The organism is Rahnella sp. PAMC25559 (genome assembly GCF_050632365.1).
Classification (GTDB): Bacteria; Pseudomonadota; Gammaproteobacteria; order Enterobacterales; family Enterobacteriaceae; genus Rahnella; species Rahnella rivi.
In genome coordinates this window covers 1,146,451-1,168,508 of record NZ_CP192543.1, presented here as the reverse complement: position 1 = coordinate 1,168,508, position 22,058 = coordinate 1,146,451, and the positions used below count along the sequence as shown (strand labels likewise).

15 protein-coding genes, 1 tRNA gene and 3 rRNA genes are annotated in these 22,058 nt (G+C 51.3%); 5 read left to right on the top strand and 14 right to left on the bottom strand.

Features of this window, described 5'->3' with window-relative positions:
- Positions 1 to 43: 43 nt before the first annotated feature.
- Positions 44 to 886, top strand: coding sequence for a glyoxylate bypass operon transcriptional repressor IclR (gene iclR, locus ACQZQY_RS06755; protein WP_431296818.1), 843 nt, complete (start codon positions 44 to 46; stop codon positions 884 to 886).
- Positions 887 to 1,003: 117 nt separating this feature from the next.
- Positions 1,004 to 1,753 (top strand): hypothetical protein, encoded by a 750-nt coding sequence (locus ACQZQY_RS06750; RefSeq protein WP_431296817.1) that lies wholly within the window; start codon positions 1,004 to 1,006, stop codon positions 1,751 to 1,753.
- Between the two features lie 35 nt (positions 1,754 to 1,788).
- Here the strand turns inward: ACQZQY_RS06750 and aceK are convergent, their stop codons facing one another.
- The 8 genes from aceK to ACQZQY_RS06710 all read right to left on the bottom strand — a co-directional run bounded on the left by aceK (position 1,789) and on the right by ACQZQY_RS06710 (position 13,245).
- A complete protein-coding gene (gene aceK / locus ACQZQY_RS06745) occupies positions 1,789 to 3,510 on the bottom strand; it encodes a bifunctional isocitrate dehydrogenase kinase/phosphatase (protein ID WP_431296816.1) in 1,722 nt (573 codons plus the stop codon).
- A 52-nt stretch (positions 3,511 to 3,562) separates the two neighbouring features.
- Positions 3,563 to 4,885: an isocitrate lyase gene (gene aceA, locus ACQZQY_RS06740; RefSeq protein ID WP_431296815.1), complete on the bottom strand. Its 1,323-nt coding sequence runs from the start codon at positions 4,883 to 4,885 to the stop codon at positions 3,563 to 3,565.
- A 40-nt stretch (positions 4,886 to 4,925) separates the two neighbouring features.
- Positions 4,926 to 6,524 carry a malate synthase A gene (gene aceB, locus ACQZQY_RS06735; RefSeq protein WP_431296814.1) on the bottom strand — a complete coding sequence of 533 codons (1,599 nt, stop codon included), beginning with the start codon at positions 6,522 to 6,524 and terminating at the stop codon, positions 4,926 to 4,928.
- Between the two features lie 373 nt (positions 6,525 to 6,897).
- Positions 6,898 to 7,827 carry a homoserine O-acetyltransferase MetA gene (gene metA / locus ACQZQY_RS06730; RefSeq protein WP_056775984.1) on the bottom strand — a complete coding sequence of 310 codons (930 nt, stop codon included), beginning with the start codon at positions 7,825 to 7,827 and terminating at the stop codon, positions 6,898 to 6,900.
- Between the two features lie 292 nt (positions 7,828 to 8,119).
- A 5S ribosomal RNA gene (gene rrf / locus ACQZQY_RS06725) occupies positions 8,120 to 8,235 on the bottom strand.
- Positions 8,236 to 8,352: 117 nt separating this feature from the next.
- Positions 8,353 to 11,261 (bottom strand): 23S ribosomal RNA (locus ACQZQY_RS06720).
- Positions 11,262 to 11,484: 223 nt separating this feature from the next.
- A tRNA-Glu gene (locus tag ACQZQY_RS06715) sits at positions 11,485 to 11,560 on the bottom strand.
- A 142-nt stretch (positions 11,561 to 11,702) separates the two neighbouring features.
- Positions 11,703 to 13,245, bottom strand: a 16S ribosomal RNA gene (locus tag ACQZQY_RS06710).
- The 16S, 23S and 5S rRNA genes sit together here with 1 tRNA gene alongside, the layout of an rRNA operon.
- 699 nt (positions 13,246 to 13,944) lie before the next feature.
- On the opposite strand from ACQZQY_RS06710, the gene purH reads away from it, so the two are divergent.
- Together purH and purD are read left to right on the top strand one after the other, a co-directional pair.
- Complete coding sequence (gene purH / locus ACQZQY_RS06705) at positions 13,945 to 15,534, top strand: bifunctional phosphoribosylaminoimidazolecarboxamide formyltransferase/IMP cyclohydrolase (protein ID WP_431296813.1); 1,590 nt, start codon at positions 13,945 to 13,947, stop codon at positions 15,532 to 15,534.
- A 46-nt stretch (positions 15,535 to 15,580) separates the two neighbouring features.
- Positions 15,581 to 16,870 carry a phosphoribosylamine--glycine ligase gene (gene purD, locus ACQZQY_RS06700; RefSeq protein ID WP_390973957.1) on the top strand — a complete coding sequence of 430 codons (1,290 nt, stop codon included), beginning with the start codon at positions 15,581 to 15,583 and terminating at the stop codon, positions 16,868 to 16,870.
- Positions 16,871 to 16,938: 68 nt separating this feature from the next.
- On the opposite strand, the gene ACQZQY_RS06695 is transcribed toward purD, so the two are convergent.
- From ACQZQY_RS06695 to nudC, 6 genes are all read right to left on the bottom strand, one after another.
- Positions 16,939 to 17,592, bottom strand: a complete 654-nt coding sequence (locus ACQZQY_RS06695; protein ID WP_414071877.1) for a DUF1481 domain-containing protein — start codon at positions 17,590 to 17,592, stop codon at positions 16,939 to 16,941.
- 51 nt (positions 17,593 to 17,643) lie between these two features.
- The gene (hupA, locus tag ACQZQY_RS06690; RefSeq protein ID WP_013577396.1) at positions 17,644 to 17,916 is read right to left on the bottom strand and encodes a nucleoid-associated protein HU-alpha; all 273 of its coding nucleotides are present in this window, start codon (positions 17,914 to 17,916) and stop codon (positions 17,644 to 17,646) included.
- Positions 17,917 to 18,106: 190 nt separating this feature from the next.
- On the bottom strand, positions 18,107 to 18,697 hold the full coding sequence (locus tag ACQZQY_RS06685) for a YjaG family protein (RefSeq protein WP_056778003.1): 591 nt from the start codon (positions 18,695 to 18,697) through the stop codon (positions 18,107 to 18,109).
- 70 nt (positions 18,698 to 18,767) lie between these two features.
- Positions 18,768 to 19,448 (bottom strand): deoxyribonuclease V, encoded by a 681-nt coding sequence (gene nfi, locus ACQZQY_RS06680; RefSeq protein ID WP_056777999.1) that lies wholly within the window; start codon positions 19,446 to 19,448, stop codon positions 18,768 to 18,770.
- Positions 19,449 to 19,456: 8 nt separating this feature from the next.
- Positions 19,457 to 20,521, bottom strand: a complete 1,065-nt coding sequence (hemE, locus tag ACQZQY_RS06675) for a uroporphyrinogen decarboxylase (protein WP_122096977.1) — start codon at positions 20,519 to 20,521, stop codon at positions 19,457 to 19,459.
- Positions 20,522 to 20,592: 71 nt separating this feature from the next.
- Positions 20,593 to 21,378 carry an NAD(+) diphosphatase gene (gene nudC / locus ACQZQY_RS06670; RefSeq protein ID WP_056777993.1) on the bottom strand — a complete coding sequence of 262 codons (786 nt, stop codon included), beginning with the start codon at positions 21,376 to 21,378 and terminating at the stop codon, positions 20,593 to 20,595.
- Positions 21,379 to 21,482: 104 nt separating this feature from the next.
- Between nudC and ACQZQY_RS06665 the strand changes: the two genes are divergently transcribed.
- Positions 21,483 to 21,998, top strand: a complete 516-nt coding sequence (locus tag ACQZQY_RS06665; RefSeq protein ID WP_056777988.1) for an Rsd/AlgQ family anti-sigma factor — start codon at positions 21,483 to 21,485, stop codon at positions 21,996 to 21,998.
- Positions 21,999 to 22,058 lie beyond the last annotated feature (60 nt).

The following is a 22,058-nucleotide window of genomic DNA, read 5'->3' as shown; positions in this document are numbered from 1 at the left end:
TTTTCTTTGCCAGTCTTTGGCACATCTTATAAGGAACAGACTCATGGCAACTTCCGCATCCACTCAGGCCAAACGCGTTAAAAAACCTAAAGCCGCTGCCGCGACAGGCAGCGCCGCCACCGGGCAGGTACAATCCCTGACACGTGGACTGAAATTGCTGGAATACATTGCCGAAGCTCAGGGCAGTGTGGCGCTGACCGATCTGGCACAGCAGGCCGGTTTACCGAATTCCACCACCCACCGTTTGCTGACCACCATGCAACAGCAGGGGTTTGTTCGTCAGGTCGGCGATTTGGGTTTATGGACCATCGGTTCACATGCCTTTGTGGTGGGCAGCAGCTTCCTGCAAAGTCGTAATTTACTCGCGATGGTGCACCCGATGCTGCGCCGTCTGATGGAGGAATCTGGAGAAACGGTGAATCTGGCGGTACTGGATCACAGTGATTATCAGGCGATCATCATCGATCAGGTGCAATGCAATGCGCTGATGCGCATGTCCGCCCCCATCGGCGGAAAATTACCGATGCATGCTTCGGGCGCGGGGAAAGCTTTTCTTTCCACGCTGCCGGAAGAGCGGCTGGTGAAGTTGCTGCATAAAATCGGATTGCACAGCTACACGCCGCTGACCAAAACGTCTCCGGTAAACCTGAAACAGGAGTTGGCCGACACACGTAAACGTGGGTATGCCTTTGATGATGAGGAACATGCACTTGGCCTGCGCTGCGTGGCGACCTGCATTTACGATGAGCATAATGATGCGTATGCCGCTATTTCGATTTCAGGCCCGATATCGCGCATCACCGACGATCGAGTGACCGAGTTAGGTGCATTAGTTATCCATGCAGCGAAAGAAATTACGCAAGCCTATGGCGGTGGTAAGCATTAAAAGAGAAAATAGCGGGGTAGCAAATGGGCCGAAAGGCAGGCTACGGATTTTCAATGACAGTCAGGATAACCTCTGTTTTTGAAAAATAGCACCCGTGTTTTATAAGGATATTTCACATTGAATCACAGAGAATTAAAGTTGCTGGAAACCTATTTTTCTTTCGGACTTAAGGAAAAACATTTAGAAAGGATAAAAAAAGCCAATTCGCTAAAGTATCCTTTAATGCCAATGGAGGTTGTGTTGAACACCCCGCAAACGCCGGCAAGAAGAGATAAGATTTTTACTTTGCAACATAGCCTGGCGGAGGGTTATTCTATTACGCCTATTGAAGGATCCTCTATATTTAATCCGCCTTTAAATGGTCGATTCTTGTTTGTTATTCTTTCCAGCAACCCTGCACAAATTTATTGCGGATTAGCTTACGACTCCATTAATCAGTTTTTAGCCTTCGAAAGTTCTGGCAGTAATAAATCTGACAGAGGCGCTAATGCAATGGGTAACGTATTTAATTCGACCACCCGATGCGAAGTTGAAGGGCATACTTCACTGACACAATGCCAGGACGTGCTTTTTGCCGGAGACATGCTTTTCAATCATCGTACTTTAGTATCATGGAGTAACGCGAGCGGGCATTATCAACCTGCACCGGACCGCCGTCATACGAATCTCTATCCTAATATTAAGAAAATCCTTCCGGAAAGCCTTTTTAGTGCGTATGACTTCGAATGCCTGAGTACGGGCGCTGACAGACAATTTAGCTCGGCAGGTTCTGCAAGTTCGCGGGGTATGTCCGATATTTCAAGTTTTTCCTCCTTTGGCTCTCATTGCAGCAGAGCATCCAATATGAGTGATGGATATAACAGCTAAATAATCTCAGAATTTTTAATTATATATCAGGGCATTCAATGCCCTGATATATTTTTCAGACGCTGCTTTTGTCTGTAGGCATAAACATCTTCCACATGACCGCTCAGGATCCTCTGCTGGAGTCTTTGCCAGTAATCTGTTTTAAAGATATCGCCGTGTAGATTTTCCAGCACATGCCGAATGCGCGGATCAGTACACAGGAAATATCGAAACTCTTCCGGGAAAACATCTTGTGGCGCGATGCTGTACCAGGGTTCGCTGGCGAGTTCATCTTCGGGATAACGCGGTGCAGGGATATTGCGGAAATTCACTTCTGTCATATAACAAATTTCGTCGTAATCATAGAACACTACCCGTCCGTGGCGGGTGACACCGAAATTTTTAAACAACATGTCACCGGGAAAAACATTAGCCGCTGCCAGTTGTTTTATCGCATTGCCATATTCTTCAATCACATCATACAGTTGCTGATCGCTCGCCTGTTCCAGATAGATATTCAGCGGTGTCATGCGTCTTTCAATGTAGAGATGCCGAAGCGCAATGCAGTTTCCCAGATCTTCAATTTTGGCCGGCACTTCGCGTAGTAATTCTGCCATAAGTTCAGGGCTGATATTTTTCTTCTCCAGAATAAAATGCTCGAACTCCTGGGTATCCGCCATTCGCCCCACGCGGTCGTGTTCTTTCACCAGCTGGTAGCACGCCATAACCTGCGCTTCGGTGACCTCTTTTTGAGGTGAAAAACGGTCTTTAATCACCTTAAACACCCGGTCGCTGCCCGGCAAGGTAAACACCAGCATCACCATTCCTTTTACGCCCGGTGCAATAATGAACGATTCATTTGTCTGCGCCATAAAGCGTAAATGCTCACGGTAACATTCGGTTTTGGCGTGCTTCTGGCAGCCGATCGCGCTGTAAAGTTCAGCGGTGGTTTTAGCAGGTAAAATCTCGCGCAACCATTCCACCAGCGTGCCCGGCTGCGGGGCATACACCATAAAATAGGAACGGGCAAAACCAAATACGATGCTGGCGTCATCACTGCCCGTCAGGCAGGCATCGACAAATAATTCGTTTTTATGGCTCAGATGTACCGGCAGCAACAGCGGAAAAGTCTGCTGATTAATGCGGATTTTTCCAATGACCCACGCCGCTTTGTTGCGGTAGAAAATTTCAGTCGCCATTTCAAGAACCGCATCTGACAGGTCTGCCACGGCAAAACGCTGCTTCAGCACGGTGATGATTAATCCGATGTCACGCCGGGCGTCTTCCCAGGGTAAACGTATCGGCAAATCATCAAGCACTTTCCCGAGGCAATCGGCGAGATGACCCTGTACCGGATACTGTCTGGCTAACGGACGCGCGCAATGTTGCGGACGGTGAACCGGCTGTTCGCTGAAAATAAAGAGTTTGTCTGCGGTCAGATCCCGGTGTTTGAAGATCCGGCAATAGACGGAATTAAAGAAACTTTCGGCAATTTCTGCCCGCGGATAGTCTGGCAGTAACCCGGAATAACAGCGCTTAACGCGGATAAGGAATGCCGCATCATAAAAATGCGGACCGGTAATGCATTTCAGCTGCGCGACCACCAGCCCGACATGATGATCATAAAGATGGATCCGCTGTTTCATTGCCGCCTGCACGGCTGACCAGTCTGCCTGCTCGAAACGCTGCTGAGCCCCCGCAGTCACTTCCAGAAAACGGCCATACTGTGCATCGAATCCCTGCAAAATCGTCTGAGCAATCAACAACTCTATGCGCATAGTCTGGGTTCCTGAAGGCGAAATGCCCGGCTGACACCGGGCTGAAGAGAAATCAGTGAGGCGTTGGGGAAAACTGCTGTTCCTCCGTCGAACCGGTTAACGCAGTGACTGAAGAATGTCCGCCCTGAATGATGTTGGTGACCTTATCAAAGTAACCGGTCCCCACTTCCTGCTGATGCGAGGCAAAGGTGTAGCCGCGCCCTATCGCCGCAAACTCCGGTTCCTGAACTTTTTCGACATAATGCTTCATGCCCTCACCCTGCGCGTAGGCATGTGCCAGATCAAACATGTTGAACCACATGCTATGGATGCCCGCCAGCGTGATGAACTGGTACTGATAGCCCATCGCAGCAAGCTGATCCTGGAAGCTGGCAATGGTCTTGTCGTCGAGATTTTTCTTCCAGTTAAAGGATGGCGAACAGTTATAAGCCAGTAATTTTCCGGGGAATCTGGCGTGAATGGCGTCCGCAAAACGCCGGGCCAGCGCCAGATCTGGCGTAGAGGTTTCGCACCAGACGATGTCCGCATAAGGCGCATACGCCAGTCCGCGGCTAATCGCCTGCCCGATACCGGCATTCGTGCGGTAAAAGCCTTCGTGTGTTCTCTCACCGGTAATAAACTGATTGTCATACGGGTCGCAGTCAGACGTCAGCAGATCCGCAGCGTCGGCGTCGGTTCGGGCAACCAGTAGCGTCGGCACGCCGAGCACATCCGCAGCCAGACGCGCAGACACCAGTTTCTGCACCGCTTCCTGAGTCGGCACTAACACCTTGCCGCCCATATGACCGCACTTTTTCACTGCAGCAAGCTGGTCTTCAAAATGGACCGCCGCCGCACCCGCTTCAATCATGGATTTCATCAGCTCAAAGGCATTGAGTACGCCGCCAAAACCGGCTTCAGCATCGGCCACAATCGGCAGGAAATAGTCGGTATAGCCCGGCTGACCCGGTTCAATGTTATTCGACCATTGGATCTGATCTGCACGGCGGAAAGTGTTATTGATCCGCGCCACCACTTCAGGCACTGAATTCACCGGATATAACGACTGATCCGGATACATGCTCGAAGCCGTATTGGCGTCGGCGGCAACCTGCCAGCCGGAGAGATAGATGGCTTCAATACCGGCTTTTGCCTGCTGTAAAGCCTGACCGCCAGTCAACGCGCCGAGGCAATTCACATAACCTTTGCGTGACGAGCCGTGCAATAAATTCCACAGACGGGAGGCTCCGTGCTGAGCCAGAGTACATTCCGGATTGACAGAACCGCGCAGACTGATCACTTGTGCTGCAGTGTAGGGGCGGGTGATCCCTGCCCAGCGGGGTTGTTTCCATGTTTCTTCAAGCTGCTTAATTTGCTGATTACGTGTTGTTTTCATGGCGAGTGCTCCGGTCTTTTTATAAGTAGGGTAAGAAAGATCAGGCCAGCAGCTGATAGCCCGGCAGAGTCAGGAAATCGATGAGTTCGTCCTGTGTGGTGATTTTTTCCATCAATGCAGCGGCCTGTGTGAAGCGACCGGCACTGAAACGCTGTTCCCCCAGCTCCTGTTGGATCACCAGCATTTCCTCATTCAGCATGCGCCGGAACATCGGCTTGGTAACAAGCTGGCCATCGCTGAGCGTTCTACCGTGGTGGATCCACTGCCAGATGGAGGTGCGGGAAATTTCTGCGGTCGCCGCATCTTCCATCAGCCCGTAAATCGGCACGCAGCCGTTGCCGGAAATCCAGGCTTCGATGTACTGCACGGCCACGCGGATATTGGCGCGCATTCCCTCTTCAGTGCGCTCGCCGGAACAAGGCTCCAGCAACTGCTCTGCGGTGATACCAGCATCTTCTTCACGTAATACCTCAAGCTGATTTGAGCGATTACCGAGCACTTTATCGAACACTTCAAGCACGGTGTCAGCCAGCCCCGGATGCGCTATCCAGGTACCGTCATGACCGTTTTTTGCCTCCAGCTCTTTGTCCGTTCTGACTTTGTTCAATACCCATTCGTTACGCCGGGCATCTTTGCTGGGAATAAATGCCGCCATTCCCCCCATCGCGAAGGCGCCGCGTCGATGGCAGGTTTTGATCAGTAATCGTGAGTAAGCGTTGAGGAAGGGCTGCGTCATGGTGACTGACTGGCGATCGGGAAGAACGCGATCGCCGTGATTTTTCAGCGTTTTGATATAGCTGAAGATGTAATCCCAGCGGCCACAGTTCAGGCCAACGATGTGATCACGCAGGTGGTAAAGAATTTCGTCCATCTGAAAAACGGCGGGCAGGGTTTCAATCAGCACCGTCGCTTTGATCGTACCGCGTGACAATCCCGCATAATCTTCGGCAAAGCTGAAGACCTTGCTCCACCAGTCAGCTTCCTGATAAGACTGCATTTTCGGCAGGTAAAAATAGGGACCACTGCCTTTTGATAACAAGGCGCGGTGGTTGTGGAAAAAGTACAAAGCAAAATCAAACAGCGAACCGGGAATGGCTTCGCCCTGCCAGGTGACATGCTTTTCCGGCAGATGCAGACCCCGAACGCGGCAAATCAGCACGGCAGGGTCTGGCCTGAGCTGATAAATCTTGCCCGACTCATTGGTGTAGCTGATCGTGCCATTAACGGCATCACGCAAGTTAATCTGCCCCTCGATGACTTTCTGCCAGTCCGGAGCCAGAGAATCTTCGAAATCCGCCATGAATACTTTTACATTGGCATTGAGCGCGTTAATGACCATTTTGCGTTCAACAGGGCCAGTGATTTCAACACGGCGGTCCTGCAAATCAGCAGGGATACTACGGACTTTCCATTCTGAATTTTTAATGGAATCAGTTTCCGAAATAAAATCAGGCAACTCTCCCTGATCAATTTTTTGCTGTACAGCGATGCGTTCGGCCAGCAGGCGATTACGCTGTGGCGTGAAACGCATGACCAGTTCCGCAAGAAAATCGACGGCTTCCTCTGTCAGAATATGTGTTTCGTGCTCACCAAAACGCCGTGTGAAGCCAAGCTGACTGCGGATAATTTGCTCTGACATCGCTATTCTCCTGATTTATCTGCTTAATCTGCCAGACCGCCTCACTTAGCAGATACTTTTAGGGTAGAAAACAATCCAGCGTCGTCAGATGCAACGTTTGACGATTTGGCTCTGGTTATTTATTGCCCGATAGATTTAAGCGTAATCAGAATTTCCACAAAATCAAAAACGATTTCCATTTTATTTTAAAACAAAATAATTTGTATTTATGATCAATAAGATATGAAGAAAATTAATTTTCAAAAAATGATAATGAATTTCGTAATTGCATATGACATACGACGAAGGGGGATTTCTTAGAAGGGATGAAATCTGGCAGATGTTGAAATGAAACAGACGATCGCGGGGATCGTCTGTCAAAACTTGCAAAGTATTACTCGAGGGTAGGGTTCATCTGGCGAAGATCAAACGGTGTGATTTGATAAACGTAGTAATTCAACCAGTTAGTGAAGAGCAAATGTCCGTGGCTACGCCAGGTCGCTTTAGGAGAGAGCTCTACATTATCCTGCGGGAAATAGTTATAGGGCATATCGGGAGAAAGACCGGCCGCGACATCTCGCAGATATTCACCGGCCAGCGTACCTGCATCATATTCAGGATGGCCTGTAACGAACGCCATACGCTTATCTTTCGTCGCGAAAAGGTAAGCACCCGCTTCCTCTGACTCCGCCAGTATGTCGAGATCTGTGTACTGACGCAGCACATCTGCCGGAAAATCTGCATAGCGTGAATGTGGAGCCAGGAAGGTTTCATCAAACCCGCGGGTGAGCAGTGCGACAGATTGCAACGTCTGGTGCGGATATACGCCCGAGAGCTTAGTTTCACGGGTCATCTTGGGTATGTCGTACAACACATTTAAAGCAGCCTGAACGGCCCAGCAGACAAACAGCGTTGAAGTGACATGTTCTTTTGCCCAGTGAATAACCCTTTCAATCTCAGGCCAGTAAGCTACATCACAAAAATCGACCAGACCAAGAGGTGCGCCCGTGACGATCAGACCATCGTAATTATCATGCTGGATATCTTCGAAATCACAGTAGAAATTATTCAAATGCTCGGCGGGTGTATTTTTTGACTCGCGGCTGTCGATACGCAGCAGCTGCACATCTATCTGCAATGGAGAGTTGGAAAGCAGCCGCAAAAACTGATTTTCAGTCTCAATTTTTTTCGGCATCAGGTTGAGAACCAGCACCTTAAGAGGACGGATTTCCTGGGTTTTCGCACGTGAAGAGGTCATGACAAAGACATTCTCATTGCGCAGGAAATTAACGGCTGGTAAATCATCTGGAACCCGGATCGGCATAACAACTTCCTCACTGCATCCATTTATACGTTTAGACTTCTAGACAGCCGAAGATAACGGTTTTTTGAATCAATGTCGAGCCTGCATCCGGTAAGTGAAAATGTTTCAGCTTAGGTTATTAATTTAGAGGATTTGGTTATAAAGAAAGGAAAATAAGGGTCGGAGAGAGATAAAAAGAATGCTTAAGGACGTCGGTTTATGCGGATAATAGAACAATTAAAGAACATGTTTACTCAAATTTCACATAGCAAAAAGCCCTGTACGTCAGTACAGGGCTTTCCACTTGTTTGATGCCTGGCAGTTCCCTACTCTCGCATGGGGAGACCCCACACTACCATCGGCGCTACGGCGTTTCACTTCTGAGTTCGGCATGGGGTCAGGTGGGACCACCGCGCTACTGCCGCCAGGCAAATTCTGTTTCATCCATAACGCGCACCTTAAATCAGGCTTGCACTACGAACCAATCTCGGAACATTCAGCTGAAAATCTACTTCAGAGCCACTCTAAAAACACCTTTGGTGTTGTAAGGTTAAGCCTCTCGGGTCATTAGTACTGGTTAGCTCAATGCATCGCTGCACTTACACACCCAGCCTATCAACGTCTTAGTCTTAAACGTCCCTTCAGGTGGCTTAAAGCCACAGGGAAGACTCATCTCGAGGCAAGTTTCGCGCTTAGATGCTTTCAGCGCTTATCTTTTCCGCATTTAGCTACCGGGCAATGCCATTGGCATGACAACCCGAACACCAGTGATGCGTCCACTCCGGTCCTCTCGTACTAGGAGCAGCCCCTCTCAATCTTCCAACGCCCACGGCAGATAGGGACCGAACTGTCTCACGACGTTCTAAACCCAGCTCGCGTACCACTTTAAACGGCGAACAGCCGTACCCTTGGGACCTACTTCAGCCCCAGGATGTGATGAGCCGACATCGAGGTGCCAAACACCGCCGTCGATATGAACTCTTGGGCGGTATCAGCCTGTTATCCCCGGAGTACCTTTTATCCGTTGAGCGATGGCCCTTCCATTCAGAACCACCGGATCACTATGACCTACTTTCGTACCTGCTCGAGCCGTCACTCTCGCAGTCAAGCTAGCTTATGCCATTGCACTAACCTCACGATGTCCGACCGTGATTAGCTAACCTTCGTGCTCCTCCGTTACTCTTTAGGAGGAGACCGCCCCAGTCAAACTACCCACCAGACACTGTCCTCACCCCGGATTACGGGGCCGAGTTAGAACATCAAACATTAAAGGGTGGTATTTCAAGGTTGGCTCCACGCAGACTGGCGTCCACGCTTCAAAGCCTCCCACCTATCCTACACATCAAGGCTCAATGTTCAGTGTCAAGCTATAGTAAAGGTTCACGGGGTCTTTCCGTCTTGCCGCGGGTACACTGCATCTTCACAGCGAGTTCAATTTCACTGAGTCTCGGGTGGAGACAGCCTGGCCATCATTACGCCATTCGTGCAGGTCGGAACTTACCCGACAAGGAATTTCGCTACCTTAGGACCGTTATAGTTACGGCCGCCGTTTACCGGGGCTTCGATCAAGAGCTTCGCATTGCTGCTAACCCCATCAATTAACCTTCCGGCACCGGGCAGGCGTCACACCGTATACGTCCACTTTCGTGTTTGCACAGTGCTGTGTTTTTATTAAACAGTTGCAGCCAGCTGGTATCTGCGACTGGCTTCAGCTCCGGGAGCAAGTCCCTTCACCTACGCGCCAGCGTGCCTTCTCCCGAAGTTACGGCACCATTTTGCCTAGTTCCTTCACCCGAGTTCTCTCAAGCGCCTGAGTATTCTCTACCTGACCACCTGTGTCGGTTTGGGGTACGATTTCGTGTTACCTGGAGCTTAGAGGCTTTTCCTGGAAGCATGGCATCAACTACTTCACCACCGTAGTGGCTCGTTATCACGCCTCAGGGTTAATATGTAACCGGATTTACCAAGTCACACCCCCTACACGCTTGAACCGGGACAACCGTCGCCCGGCTAGCCTAGCCTTCTCCGTCCCCCCTTCGCAGTAACACCAAGTGCTGGAATATTAACCAGCTTCCCATCGACTACGCTTTTCAGCCTCGCCTTAGGGGTCGACTCACCCTGCCCCGATTAACGTTGGACAGGAACCCTTGGTCTTCCGGCGTGCGGGTTTTTCACCCGCATTATCGTTACTTATGTCAGCATTCGCACTTCTGATACCTCCAGCAACCCTCACAGGTCACCTTCGACGGCTTACAGAACGCTCCCCTACCCAACAACGCCTAAGCGTCGCTGCCGCAGCTTCGGTGCATGGTTTAGCCCCGTTACATCTTCCGCGCAGGCCGACTCGACCAGTGAGCTATTACGCTTTCTTTAAATGATGGCTGCTTCTAAGCCAACATCCTGGCTGTCTATGCCTTCCCACATCGTTTCCCACTTAACCATGACTTTGGGACCTTAGCTGGCGGTCTGGGTTGTTTCCCTCTTCACGACGGACGTTAGCACCCGCCGTGTGTCTCCCGTGATAACATTCTTCGGTATTCGTAGTTTGCATCGAGTTGGTAAGCCGGGATGGCCCCCTAGTCGAAACAGTGCTCTACCCCCGAAGATGAGTTCACGAGGCGCTACCTAAATAGCTTTCGGGGAGAACCAGCTATCTCCCGGTTTGATTGGCCTTTCACCCCCAGCCACAAGTCATCCGCTAATTTTTCAACATTAGTCGGTTCGGTCCTCCAGTTAGTGTTACCCAACCTTCAACCTGCCCATGGCTAGATCACCGGGTTTCGGGTCTATACCTTGCAACTTGACGCCCAGTTAAGACTCGGTTTCCCTACGGCTCCCCTATACGGTTAACCTTGCTACAAAATATAAGTCGCTGACCCATTATACAAAAGGTACGCAGTCACCCAACAAAGTAGGCTCCCACTGCTTGTACGTACACGGTTTCAGGTTCTATTTCACTCCCCTCGCCGGGGTTCTTTTCGCCTTTCCCTCACGGTACTGGTTCACTATCGGTCAGTCAGGAGTATTTAGCCTTGGAGGATGGTCCCCCCATATTCAGACAGGATGTCACGTGTCCCGCCCTACTCATCGAACTCACAATGTATGCATTTTTGTGTACGGGACTATCACCCTATACTGTGCGACTTTCCAGACGCTTCCACTAACACATACGCTGATGTTGGTTCTGGGCTCTTCCCCGTTCGCTCGCCGCTACTGGGGGAATCTCGGTTGATTTCTTTTCCTCGGGGTACTTAGATGTTTCAGTTCCCCCGGTTCGCCTTGCATGGCTATGTATTCACCATGCAATAGTGTGTCGAAACACACTGGGTTTCCCCATTCGGGTATCGTCGGTTATAACGGTTCATATCACCTTACCGACGCTTTTCGCAGATTAGCACGCCCTTCATCGCCTCTGACTGCCTAGGCATCCACCGTGTACGCTTAGTCGCTTAACCTCACAACCCGAAGGTGTCTTAAAGACATCGTCGCGCTGCGATTATTTGAGAGACTCTGTTACAGACTAATCCACCACTCAGTACTTCTACGGAGAGTGATGTTCAGCTGTAAACTTTCAATTTTCAGCTTGTTCCAGATTGTTAAAGAGCAATATCTTAAACACGACTCGTTAAAGTCATCTTTAAGATATTCGGTGATAATGTCTTTCACACATTATCGGAGTGGCGTCCCCAAGGGGATTCGAACCCCTGTTACAGCCGTGAAAGGGCAGTGTCCTAGGCCTCTAGACGATGGGGACACGAAAAATCCGCACCAGACCACACCGTGGTTTGGCACTTTTCGCATCAGCGTAAGGTTGCCCTTACCGCATCAACAGGTGCTCTTGCTCATTAATTTCATCAGACAATCTGTGTGGACACTGCACAATGCGTATCTTTAGGTAAGGAGGTGATCCAACCGCAGGTTCCCCTACGGTTACCTTGTTACGACTTCACCCCAGTCATGAATCACAAAGTGGTAAGCGCCCTCCCGAAGGTTAAGCTACCTACTTCTTTTGCAACCCACTCCCATGGTGTGACGGGCGGTGTGTACAAGGCCCGGGAACGTATTCACCGTAGCATTCTGATCTACGATTACTAGCGATTCCGACTTCATGGAGTCGAGTTGCAGACTCCAATCCGGACTACGACATACTTTATGAGGTCCGCTTGCTCTCGCGAGTTTGCTTCTCTTTGTATATGCCATTGTAGCACGTGTGTAGCCCTACTCGTAAGGGCCATGATGACTTGACGTCATCCCCACCTTCCTCCGGTTTATCACCGGCAGTCTCCTTTGAGTTCCCGACATTACTCGCTGGCAACAAAGGATAAGGGTTGCGCTCGTTGCGGGACTTAACCCAACATTTCACAACACGAGCTGACGACAGCCATGCAGCACCTGTCTCAGAGTTCCCGAAGGCACTAAGCTATCTCTAGCGAATTCTCTGGATGTCAAGAGTAGGTAAGGTTCTTCGCGTTGCATCGAATTAAACCACATGCTCCACCGCTTGTGCGGGCCCCCGTCAATTCATTTGAGTTTTAACCTTGCGGCCGTACTCCCCAGGCGGTCGACTTAACGCGTTAGCTCCGGAAGCCACGCCTCAAGGGCACAACCTCCAAGTCGACATCGTTTACAGCGTGGACTACCAGGGTATCTAATCCTGTTTGCTCCCCACGCTTTCGCACCTGAGCGTCAGTCTTTGTCCAGGGGGCCGCCTTCGCCACCGGTATTCCTCCAGATCTCTACGCATTTCACCGCTACACCTGGAATTCTACCCCCCTCTACAAGACTCTAGCTTGCCAGTTTCAAATGCAGTTCCCAAGTTAAGCTCGGGGATTTCACATCTGACTTAACAAACCGCCTGCGTGCGCTTTACGCCCAGTAATTCCGATTAACGCTTGCACCCTCCGTATTACCGCGGCTGCTGGCACGGAGTTAGCCGGTGCTTCTTCTGCGAGTAACGTCAATGCTCAGTGCTATTAACACTGAACCCTTCCTCCTCGCTGAAAGTGCTTTACAACCCTAAGGCCTTCTTCACACACGCGGCATGGCTGCATCAGGCTTGCGCCCATTGTGCAATATTCCCCACTGCTGCCTCCCGTAGGAGTCTGGACCGTGTCTCAGTTCCAGTGTGGCTGGTCATCCTCTCAGACCAGCTAGGGATCGTCGCCTAGGTGAGCCATTACCCCACCTACTAGCTAATCCCATCTGGGCACATCCGATGGCGTGAGGCCCGAAGGTCCCCCACTTTGCTCTTGCGAGGTCATGCGGTATTAGCTACCGTTTCCAGTAGTTATCCCCCTCCATCAGGCAGTTTCCCAGACATTACTCACCCGTCCGCCGCTCGTCACCCAGAGAGCAAGCTCTCCTGTGCTACCGCTCGACTTGCATGTGTTAGGCCTGCCGCCAGCGTTCAATCTGAGCCATGATCAAACTCTTCAATTAAAAGTTCGATTTGCTTAAACAAGTTAAGCGGTGCTCAAAAATTAACTTTCGTAGTACTCTTATAAGTGAACAAGTCACCTAAATGAATTACTGCTTGGTCACTCTTTAAGACTTGATATTTTTTGCCACCGAAGTGGCTGATATCGTCTTGTGAGTGCCCACACAGATTGTCTGATAAATTGTTAAAGAGCAGTGAGTTACGCGCTTTCGCTTGCTAACTCGAGGTGGCGTATATTACGCTTTCCTCATTCAGTGTCAACCGTTTATTTTATCCGGTCATCACTGCTTTTAATCTTTCCGACCCGGTTACTTCGTGATGTTGTTCACGTTGTTCCCTATCGATGGAGCGGCATTATAGGGAGTTCTGAGCAGGCCGCAAGGGGTAATTTTAAGAAAAAACACCGTTTGCTGCATTACACAGCAAACACACTGCTTATACCGTCTTTTGCACAGATTTATCCACAGAGGCGCAGGAATCTCAAATTTTGCGAGCGTCGCGCAATCGTTTTCGCTACAATTTCGCGCGTCAGTTTTCATTGCCCTTTACGGGTGATAAATGAAAAGTCAGTCGCCGAAGGGAAGTTATCTGAGTTCAATCCCGTGTTTTTCTGCGAATTGCTCTATATAGAGAGAAGAAAAGCATCATTGCATTGAGATAACGCTCTTTACTGCGACTCCAAAGCCAAGGATATAACCACCATGCAACAATCTCGTCCAATCCGCCGCGCCCTGCTCAGTGTTTCTGACAAAGCCGGTATCGTAGAATTCGCCCAGGCCCTGTCTTCGCGTGGTGTTGAATTGCTTTCCACTGGCGGTACCGCCAGCCTGTTGGCTAAAGCCGGTCTGCCAGTCACTGAAGTGTCTGACTACACGGGTTTCCCGGAAATGATGGATGGACGCGTCAAAACCCTGCACCCGAAAGTACACGGTGGGATCCTCGGTCGTCGCGGGAAAGATGATGAAATTATGGCGCAGCATTCTATTGCGCCAATCGACATGGTGGTCGTTAATCTTTATCCGTTCGCTCAAACTGTCGCGCGCCCGGACTGTTCACTGGAAGATGCCGTAGAAAACATTGATATCGGCGGCCCGACCATGGTTCGCTCAGCAGCAAAGAACCATAAAGATGTGGCGATCGTAGTAAAAAGCAGTGACTACGACGCTGTCATTGCCGAGATGGATGCCAACGGCAGCTCACTGACGCTGGCGACCCGTTTCAATCTGGCGATTAAAGCCTTCGAACATACGGCTTCTTACGACGGCATGATTGCGAACTACTTCGGCACAATGGTCCCGGCTTATCACGGCGATACTGAATCAGCTTCCGGCCAGTTCCCGCGCACGCTGAATCTTAGCTATATAAAGAAACAAGATATGCGTTATGGCGAGAACAGCCACCAGAACGCTGCCTTCTATATAGAAGAGAACGTCAGTGAAGCGTCGGTTGCTACCTCGACTCAGCTTCAGGGCAAGGCGCTTTCCTATAACAACATTGCGGATACCGACGCAGCTCTGGAATGCGTGAAAGAATTTTCGGAGCCCGCCTGCGTTATCGTTAAACATGCCAACCCGTGCGGCGTGGCTGTCGGCGACAACATTCTGGCCGCTTACGAGCGCGCCTATCAGACTGACCCGACATCGGCTTTCGGCGGCATTATTGCCTTTAACCGCGAACTGGATGCTGAAACGGCAAAAGCCATCATCAGCCGTCAGTTTGTGGAAGTGATCATCGCGCCATCCGTCAGTGCCGACGCACTCGCTTTGACCGCCGCGAAACAAAACGTCCGCGTGCTGACCTGCGGCCAGTGGCAAGATCGCCAGAATGCGCTCGACTTCAAACGTGTTAACGGCGGCCTGCTGGTTCAGGATCGTGATTTGGGTATGGTTGAAGCGGCCGATCTGCGCGTGGTATCCGAGCGCCAGCCGACTGAGCAGGAACTGACAGATGCGCTGTTCTGCTGGAAGGTGGCAAAATTCGTCAAATCCAACGCCATTGTTTATGCGCGTGAAAAAATGACCATCGGTATCGGTGCTGGGCAGATGAGCCGCGTTTACTCCGCCAAAATTGCCGGTATTAAAGCCGCCGATGAAGGTCTGGAAGTTGCCGGTTCCGTAATGGCCTCCGACGCCTTCTTCCCGTTCCGCGACGGGATCGATGCCGCCGCAGCCGTCGGCATTACCTGCGTTATCCAGCCAGGTGGGTCTATCCGTGACGATGAAGTGATCGCCGCGGCTAACGAACACGGCATTACGATGCTGTTTACCGATATGCGCCACTTCCGTCATTAATTTTCTTTTAGCGGGTGCGATGCGCCCGCTCATCCGGAGTCTTCGAATGAATATTTTAATTATCGGTAACGGCGGGCGTGAACATGCACTGGCATGGAAGGCATCGCAGTCACCTCTGGCTGATAAAGTCTTTGTGGCACCTGGTAACGCCGGTACCGCACTGGAACCGTTGCTGGAAAATGTTGATATTGCCGCTACGGATATCGCAGGATTACTGGCCTTCGCTCAAAGCAATGATGTCGGCCTGACCATTGTCGGCCCTGAAGCGCCGCTGGTTATCGGTGTCGTGGATGCTTTCCGCGCCGCGGGTCTGAAAATCTTCGGCCCGACGCAGGAAGCTGCGCAGCTTGAAGGCTCTAAAGCCTTCACTAAAGATTTCCTGGCTCGCCACAACATTCCAAGCGCTGATTATCAGAACTTCACCGACATCGAACCTGCGCTGGCTTACCTGCGCAGCAAAGGCGCGCCGATTGTTATCAAAGCCGACGGCCTAGCCGCAGGTAAAGGTGTCATTGTGGCAATGACACTGAAAGAAGCCGAAGACGCCGTTCACGACATGCTGGCAGGAAATGCTTTCGGTGATGCAGGCCATCGCATCGTTATTGAGGAATTCCTCGACGGCGAAGAGGCCAGTTTCATCGTCATGGTCGACGGTTCCAATGTATTGCCGATGGCTACCAGTCAGGATCACAAACGCGTGGGGGATGGCGACAGCGGCCCGAACACCGGCGGAATGGGGGCCTATTCTCCGGCGCCCGTCGTGACGGACGAAATCCATCAGCGTGTCATGGATCAGGTTATCTGGCCAACGGTTCGCGGTATGGCGGCGGAAAACAACACGTACACCGGTTTTCTGTATGCAGGTCTGATGATCTCCGCTGACGGCCAGCCGAAAGTGATCGAATTTAACTGCCGTTTCGGCGATCCGGAAACACAACCGATCATGTTACGTCTGCGTTCGGATCTGGTGGATCTTTGTCTGGCCGGTGCAGAAGGCCGTCTGGGCGATAAAACCTCCGAGTGGGACCCGCGTCCTTCTCTTGGGGTGGTACTGGCCGCCGGCGGTTATCCGGGTGACTATCAGAATGGCGAAGTGATCCACGGTCTGCCACTGGAAGAAGTGCCTGACGGCAAAGTCTTCCATGCGGGAACCCGGTTGCAGGATGAGCGCGTAGTGACCAGCGGTGGCCGCGTGCTGTGTGTCACGGCGTTGGGTAAAACCGTGGAAGCCGCTCAGCAGCGTGCGTATGACTTGGCGAAAGGTATCCAATGGGAAGGCAGCTTCTGCCGAAAAGATATTGGTTATCGCGCGATTGACCGCGAGCGCAATCAGTAAACCTCTCTCGCAGCAAGATGATCAAAAAGGCACGCTTCGGCGTGCCTTCTCTTTTATTGCCAGGGAAATCAGAGATCTGACTCTTTTGGTTCCCAGCTGCAGAAATCTTCATTGGCCACTAACAGCAATTCATTTCCTTCCGGCGCAGTCAGCCAGGCTAACCCGAGTTGATCGTTACTGCGACTGGCTCGTTTTGCCAGCCAGACCTGAGAGCGAACCGTCAGTGTCGGGGTCACCTTCTCGCCCGCGCAGGTGGTTATTACACCCTGACGCCAGCGGGCCTGCACCAGCCGGACATTCCCGGCCTGCAGTGCGCTACTCACATCGAGAATTTTAGCCGCTTCGTATTTATAGCGTTCGATGTCATCTGAGGATAATTTTTCACGTCGCTCAGGAAGTTGACGCTGCATAAAGCTGACATTGCCGCCCTCATCGAAACGAAGCATCACGCCCAAATCAGTTTTGGTCGCATGCGTTTCTTTCACAAGGTGAACTTGCCCCTCCTGAAATTCATACCGTGTGATGATTGTATCGCCGCCAAAATAGGGGCTGTAGACATTGAGAATGGTTTGGGGCTGGTTCTGGGCATTGTTTTCGCGCCATACACGGTTAATACCCTGATCGGCAACATAGCCACTGGCGAAGAACTGCGGGGTCGTGTCTTTTGAACTGCAACCCACCAGACTAAGAACCAGTAAACCTGCTACCAGCCTGGGGGTGATAAACTGAAGGGGCTTCAGAGCCCCTCCGCTTATTCTTTTCACTGCAAGCAATTACTTAACAGCGTCTTTCAGAGCTTTACCAGAAACGAACGCAGGCACGTTGGCAGCTGCGATTTTGATTTCTTTACCAGTCTGTGGGTTACGACCAGTACGCTCGTTACGATGATTTACCTTGAAAGTCCCGAAACCAACCAATTGTACAGCATCACCTTCTTTCAGAGACTCGGTAATAGCAGACAGAGTAGATTCAAGAGCAACTTTGGCCTGTGCTTTGGAAAGATCAGCTTTGTCCGCAATTACATCAATCAGTTGAGTCTTGTTCATAAGTTATCCTTTACAGTGTGTTTATCGTTTGCAAAGCATCGAGTGCGACGGATATGCCGATTGACAGCACCCTCCTGCATACACGCACCGATAGCCACTTTTTTTACGCACCCCAAATGTAGACCAGACAGGGTGCGGATGTGAAGCCTTAAGGCACGACAAATCAGGCGTTAAATCACGTTTTCTTGCCTTATTGCGCTAAATTTATGCCAATGTTACTGACAGCGGCTTCACGCAGGTCAGAACGTAACCCTTTTATTAATTCCAGGTCACGCTCCTCACAGTCAGCCAACAGGCGAAAAATCTCCCATTGGATGTCCCATTCTTCTTCAACAGCAGGAATGACTTTAAGCTCTTCATCGGTCATTTCTTTACCGGCCTGAGTCATTTCCAGCATCGCGACAGTACGAATTGACGTCTCACTGACGGCAACCGCGTGAGACAGCGTTTCGCCACTCAGACGCGAATGAATTAACTCGCCCAGAGCGATACACGCATCAATGGCCGGATACACCCCATAGATGTCGTAATCGTCGGAAGAAGGCACGGCCTCCTCCAGTTTTTCGAGCTGTGAGTCAAAATTGACCTTGGCGTCTTTCACCACCAGCGTTTCCCAGATTAAATCCAGGATGCGGCGGTAAACCTGCGGCTCACCAAACCCGGTTTCCAGGCAAAATGCCTGATAGTTCGGGTACATGCGCTCACACAAGCTCGCCATAAACGTCACGTGTTGCCAGCTTTCCAGCTTTTCGAGACGTAAATGAATTGGATTACGTAACATGAGTTGATCTCGTTAACTTTTCTGCGCGGGAGTTTACCTGAAATTAATCAATATCCCTATTCCTTGATTCCTAAAGATCATCACTCAACCGTTGCCAGCGTTGAAACGCTGCACGATTTGACGCCACGGCATCCGCCCAACGCGTAGGCTCCGGCAAACGATATTGCCGCATGCAATGCTCGACCCAATAACGCGCCGATTCCATGCTGATGCGATGACCCGGAGAGATGAACAATGGATTACAGCGTAGCTTACTGCGCCAGACCCAGCCAATCTGTTCATCCCCGTCGTACAACGCCTGATGGCTGTGCAATGCCTCACCGAGAGGCAGAGACTTACCGCATAACCGGCTTTTCGCGACACCAATCGTCGGCACGTCGATCATCAGGCCAAAATGACTGGCAACGCCCAGACGGCGAGGATGTGCGATCCCCTGGCCATCCACCATCACCAAATCGGGGCGTGAGCTGATTTGCTGCCAGGCCTGGAGTAATGCGGGAAGTTCACGGAAGGAGAGGAAACCAGGGATATACGGCATGACCGTCGGGATGCGGGCAATCTGATATTCCACCAGCTCAAGCGTTGGGTAACTCAGAACCGCCACCGCAGCGCGGGTGACTTCACCGCCCTGTTCGAAGCCGACGTCTACACCGGCGATCAGCGCCGGTGTGGTAAAACCAGGAGGATCCTGCAGTTCGATCTGATCTGCGAGGATCCGTTGCTCTTCACGTAATGCGCGGGTATCGATCATCCGGGATCTTACTCGTGATACTGACGGGACAAGCTGTGTACCGCTTCCACGAAAGCGCCGGCATTTTCCGGCGGCACATCCTGATGGATGCCGTGACCCAGATTAAACACGTGACCATTACCTTTGCCGAAGCCTGCCAGAATAGTCTCCACTTCCTGCTCGATGCGCACTGGTGAGGCATACAGCATGGAAGGATCCATATTGCCCTGAATCGCCACTTTATCGCCCACACGGCGGCGTGCATCGGCAATATCCGTTGTCCAGTCCAGACCCAGCGCATCACAACCTGTCGCGGCCATCGCTTCCAGCCACTGACCGCCGCCTTTGGTGAACAGCGTCACGGGCACGCGACGACCTTCGTTTTCCCGGATCAAACCATCAACGATTTTATGCATATAGTTGAGGGAGAATTCACGGTAATCGCGTGGCGTCAGCACACCGCCCCAGGTGTCAAAGATCATCACCGACTGCGCGCCCGCTTTAATCTGGGCGTTGAGGTAGAGGATGACGCTGTCGGCAACTTTATCCAGCAGCAAATGCATGGTCGCCGGATCGGCATACATCATCTTTTTGATTTTAGTGAAAGCTTTGCTGCTGCCACCTTCAACCATATATGTCGCCAGCGTCCACGGACTGCCGGAGAAACCGATAAGCGGGACTTCACCTTTAAGGTTTTTACGGATGGTGCGCACGGCGTTCATCACGTAGCCCAGTTCCATTTCAGGATCGGGGACCGGCAGCTTTTCGACATCGGCACGGTTGGTCAGCGGAGAAGAAAAACGCGGGCCTTCACCGGCTTCGAAATACAACCCTAGCCCCATCGCATCAGGAATGGTCAGGATGTCGGAGAACAGAATGGCCGCATCCAGCGGATAGCGGCGCAGCGGCTGCAAGGTCACTTCACAAGCCAGCTCCGCATTCTTGCACAGCGACATAAAATCACCGGCCACGGCACGGGTTTCTTTATATTCTGGCAAATAGCGGCCTGCCTGACGCATCATCCATACCGGCGTGATGTCCACCGGTTGACGTAACAGGGCGCGCAGGTAACGGTCATTTTTCAACTCATTCATTCTGGTTCTTTCCTTCAGTATTCGGGCGGCACGGCATTCATCTGACGGCATTCTAACACGCAACACTTATGCTACACGTCGTCTTCATCGCTCGCGGCGCGGCATAGCGCCACAGTGTCTTCGATCAGTCGACGCGCGATGGTGCCCGGAGGCGGCAATAACGGCAGGGCGTCATAACGATACCAGCCCGCATTCAGCAGCTCTTTCGGATCGTGCTGAATATCACCGCTGTCATAGTCAGCCATAAAAGCCATCATCAGCGAATTCGGGAAAGGCCATGGCTGCGAGCTGACGTAGCGCACGTTTTTCACGCGGACGTGACTCTCTTCCATGACTTCGCGCGCCACGGTTTCTTCCAGCGTTTCGCCGACTTCAACAAAACCGGCCAGCACCGTGTGAATTCCGTTACGGTGGCGGACATGCTGCGCCAGCAGAATTTCATCACCCCGGCGGATAGCCACGATAATGCATGGCGCAATTTGCGGATAATAGCGTTCACGACAGTGGCTACAGAGCGCAGCCCACTCGGTTTTACTGACCTGCATTTCGTGGCCGCAGTAACCGCAGAATTTATGAGATCGATAAAATTCAGCCAGTTGCACACCGCGCCCGACCAGCTGGAATAATCCGCGATCCTGATCGAGCAACTGGCGGGCCGACACCATGTGGTTGTGCATCGCCTGACGCACCAGCCAGACCGGCTCGCCCTGCCACTCGCCAATCTGACGTGCCGTTTTGCCGGTCAGAGAGAATTGCGTTGCACTGCCAAACGGCAGTTCACCTTCAGGCAGCCATAGCTTGCCTTCATGGCTGATGACCCACCAGCCGTTATGTTGCTCTGTGATCTGTAATTCCATAATTGTTGTTGCATAACCTCGACGAGACTGACAATCTGAGACAGAAATTTAACATTAGTAACCTTCACATTTTGGTTACTTTTTTATCGCTCACGGAGTCAACCATGCTAAATCGTCTGGAAAGACTGACCCAACGCGTTGGTGGCAGTAATGAGTTAGTAGACCAATGGCTGCACGCGCGAAAAGAACTACTGGTTGCATACTGCACACTGGTCGGTCTGAAACCCAATAAAGAAAAACATACCCCACTGAATGAAAAAGCGCTGGATAACTTTTGTCATAATCTGGTGGACTATCTCTCTGCCGGCCATTTCCATCTTTATCAGCGGATAATCGATGAAGTCGCCAGCGCAGGCAGCTCAGTTAAATCACAAGCTGCCAAAATATACCCTGCGCTGGAGCTGAACACTGAAACTATCATGGCTTTCCATGACAGTTACACAGAAAATGATATTGATGATGACAATGCTTTCGCCTTCCATTATGCATTATCCGATATTGGTGAAGCGTTGGATGCGCGTTTTCAGCTTGAAGATCAATTAATTATCCTGGCATTTGATCCGGTCGATGGAACACCTTTACCGCCTGCCAACGACGATCATCTCGCCAGACCGGCTTAAGCCGTTTGAAGTTTAGACCCTGCGAAGGGTTGTAGTTTTATCATCGGCCTCCTATATTGA

Bases quoted from the DNA above. Each gene is read 5' to 3' on its own strand.
- hupA (WP_013577396.1), bottom strand. From the start codon at position 17,916: ATGAACAAGACTCAACTGATTGATGTAATTGCGGACAAAGCTGATCTT.
- ACQZQY_RS06685 (WP_056778003.1), bottom strand. From the start codon at position 18,697: ATGTTACGTAATCCAATTCATTTACGTCTCGAAAAGCTGGAAAGCTGG.
- aceK (WP_431296816.1), bottom strand. From the start codon at position 3,510: ATGCGCATAGAGTTGTTGATTGCTCAGACGATTTTGCAGGGATTCGAT.
- nudC (WP_056777993.1), bottom strand. From the start codon at position 21,378: ATGGAATTACAGATCACAGAGCAACATAACGGCTGGTGGGTCATCAGC.
- aceB (WP_431296814.1), bottom strand. From the start codon at position 6,524: ATGTCAGAGCAAATTATCCGCAGTCAGCTTGGCTTCACACGGCGTTTT.
- iclR (WP_431296818.1), top strand. From the start codon at position 44: ATGGCAACTTCCGCATCCACTCAGGCCAAACGCGTTAAAAAACCTAAA.
- hemE (WP_122096977.1), bottom strand. From the start codon at position 20,521: ATGAATGAGTTGAAAAATGACCGTTACCTGCGCGCCCTGTTACGTCAA.
- metA (WP_056775984.1), bottom strand. From the start codon at position 7,827: ATGCCGATCCGGGTTCCAGATGATTTACCAGCCGTTAATTTCCTGCGC.
- ACQZQY_RS06665 (WP_056777988.1), top strand. From the start codon at position 21,483: ATGCTAAATCGTCTGGAAAGACTGACCCAACGCGTTGGTGGCAGTAAT.
- aceA (WP_431296815.1), bottom strand. From the start codon at position 4,885: ATGAAAACAACACGTAATCAGCAAATTAAGCAGCTTGAAGAAACATGG.
- purD (WP_390973957.1), top strand. From the start codon at position 15,581: ATGAATATTTTAATTATCGGTAACGGCGGGCGTGAACATGCACTGGCA.
- purH (WP_431296813.1), top strand. From the start codon at position 13,945: ATGCAACAATCTCGTCCAATCCGCCGCGCCCTGCTCAGTGTTTCTGAC.
- nfi (WP_056777999.1), bottom strand. From the start codon at position 19,448: ATGATCGATACCCGCGCATTACGTGAAGAGCAACGGATCCTCGCAGAT.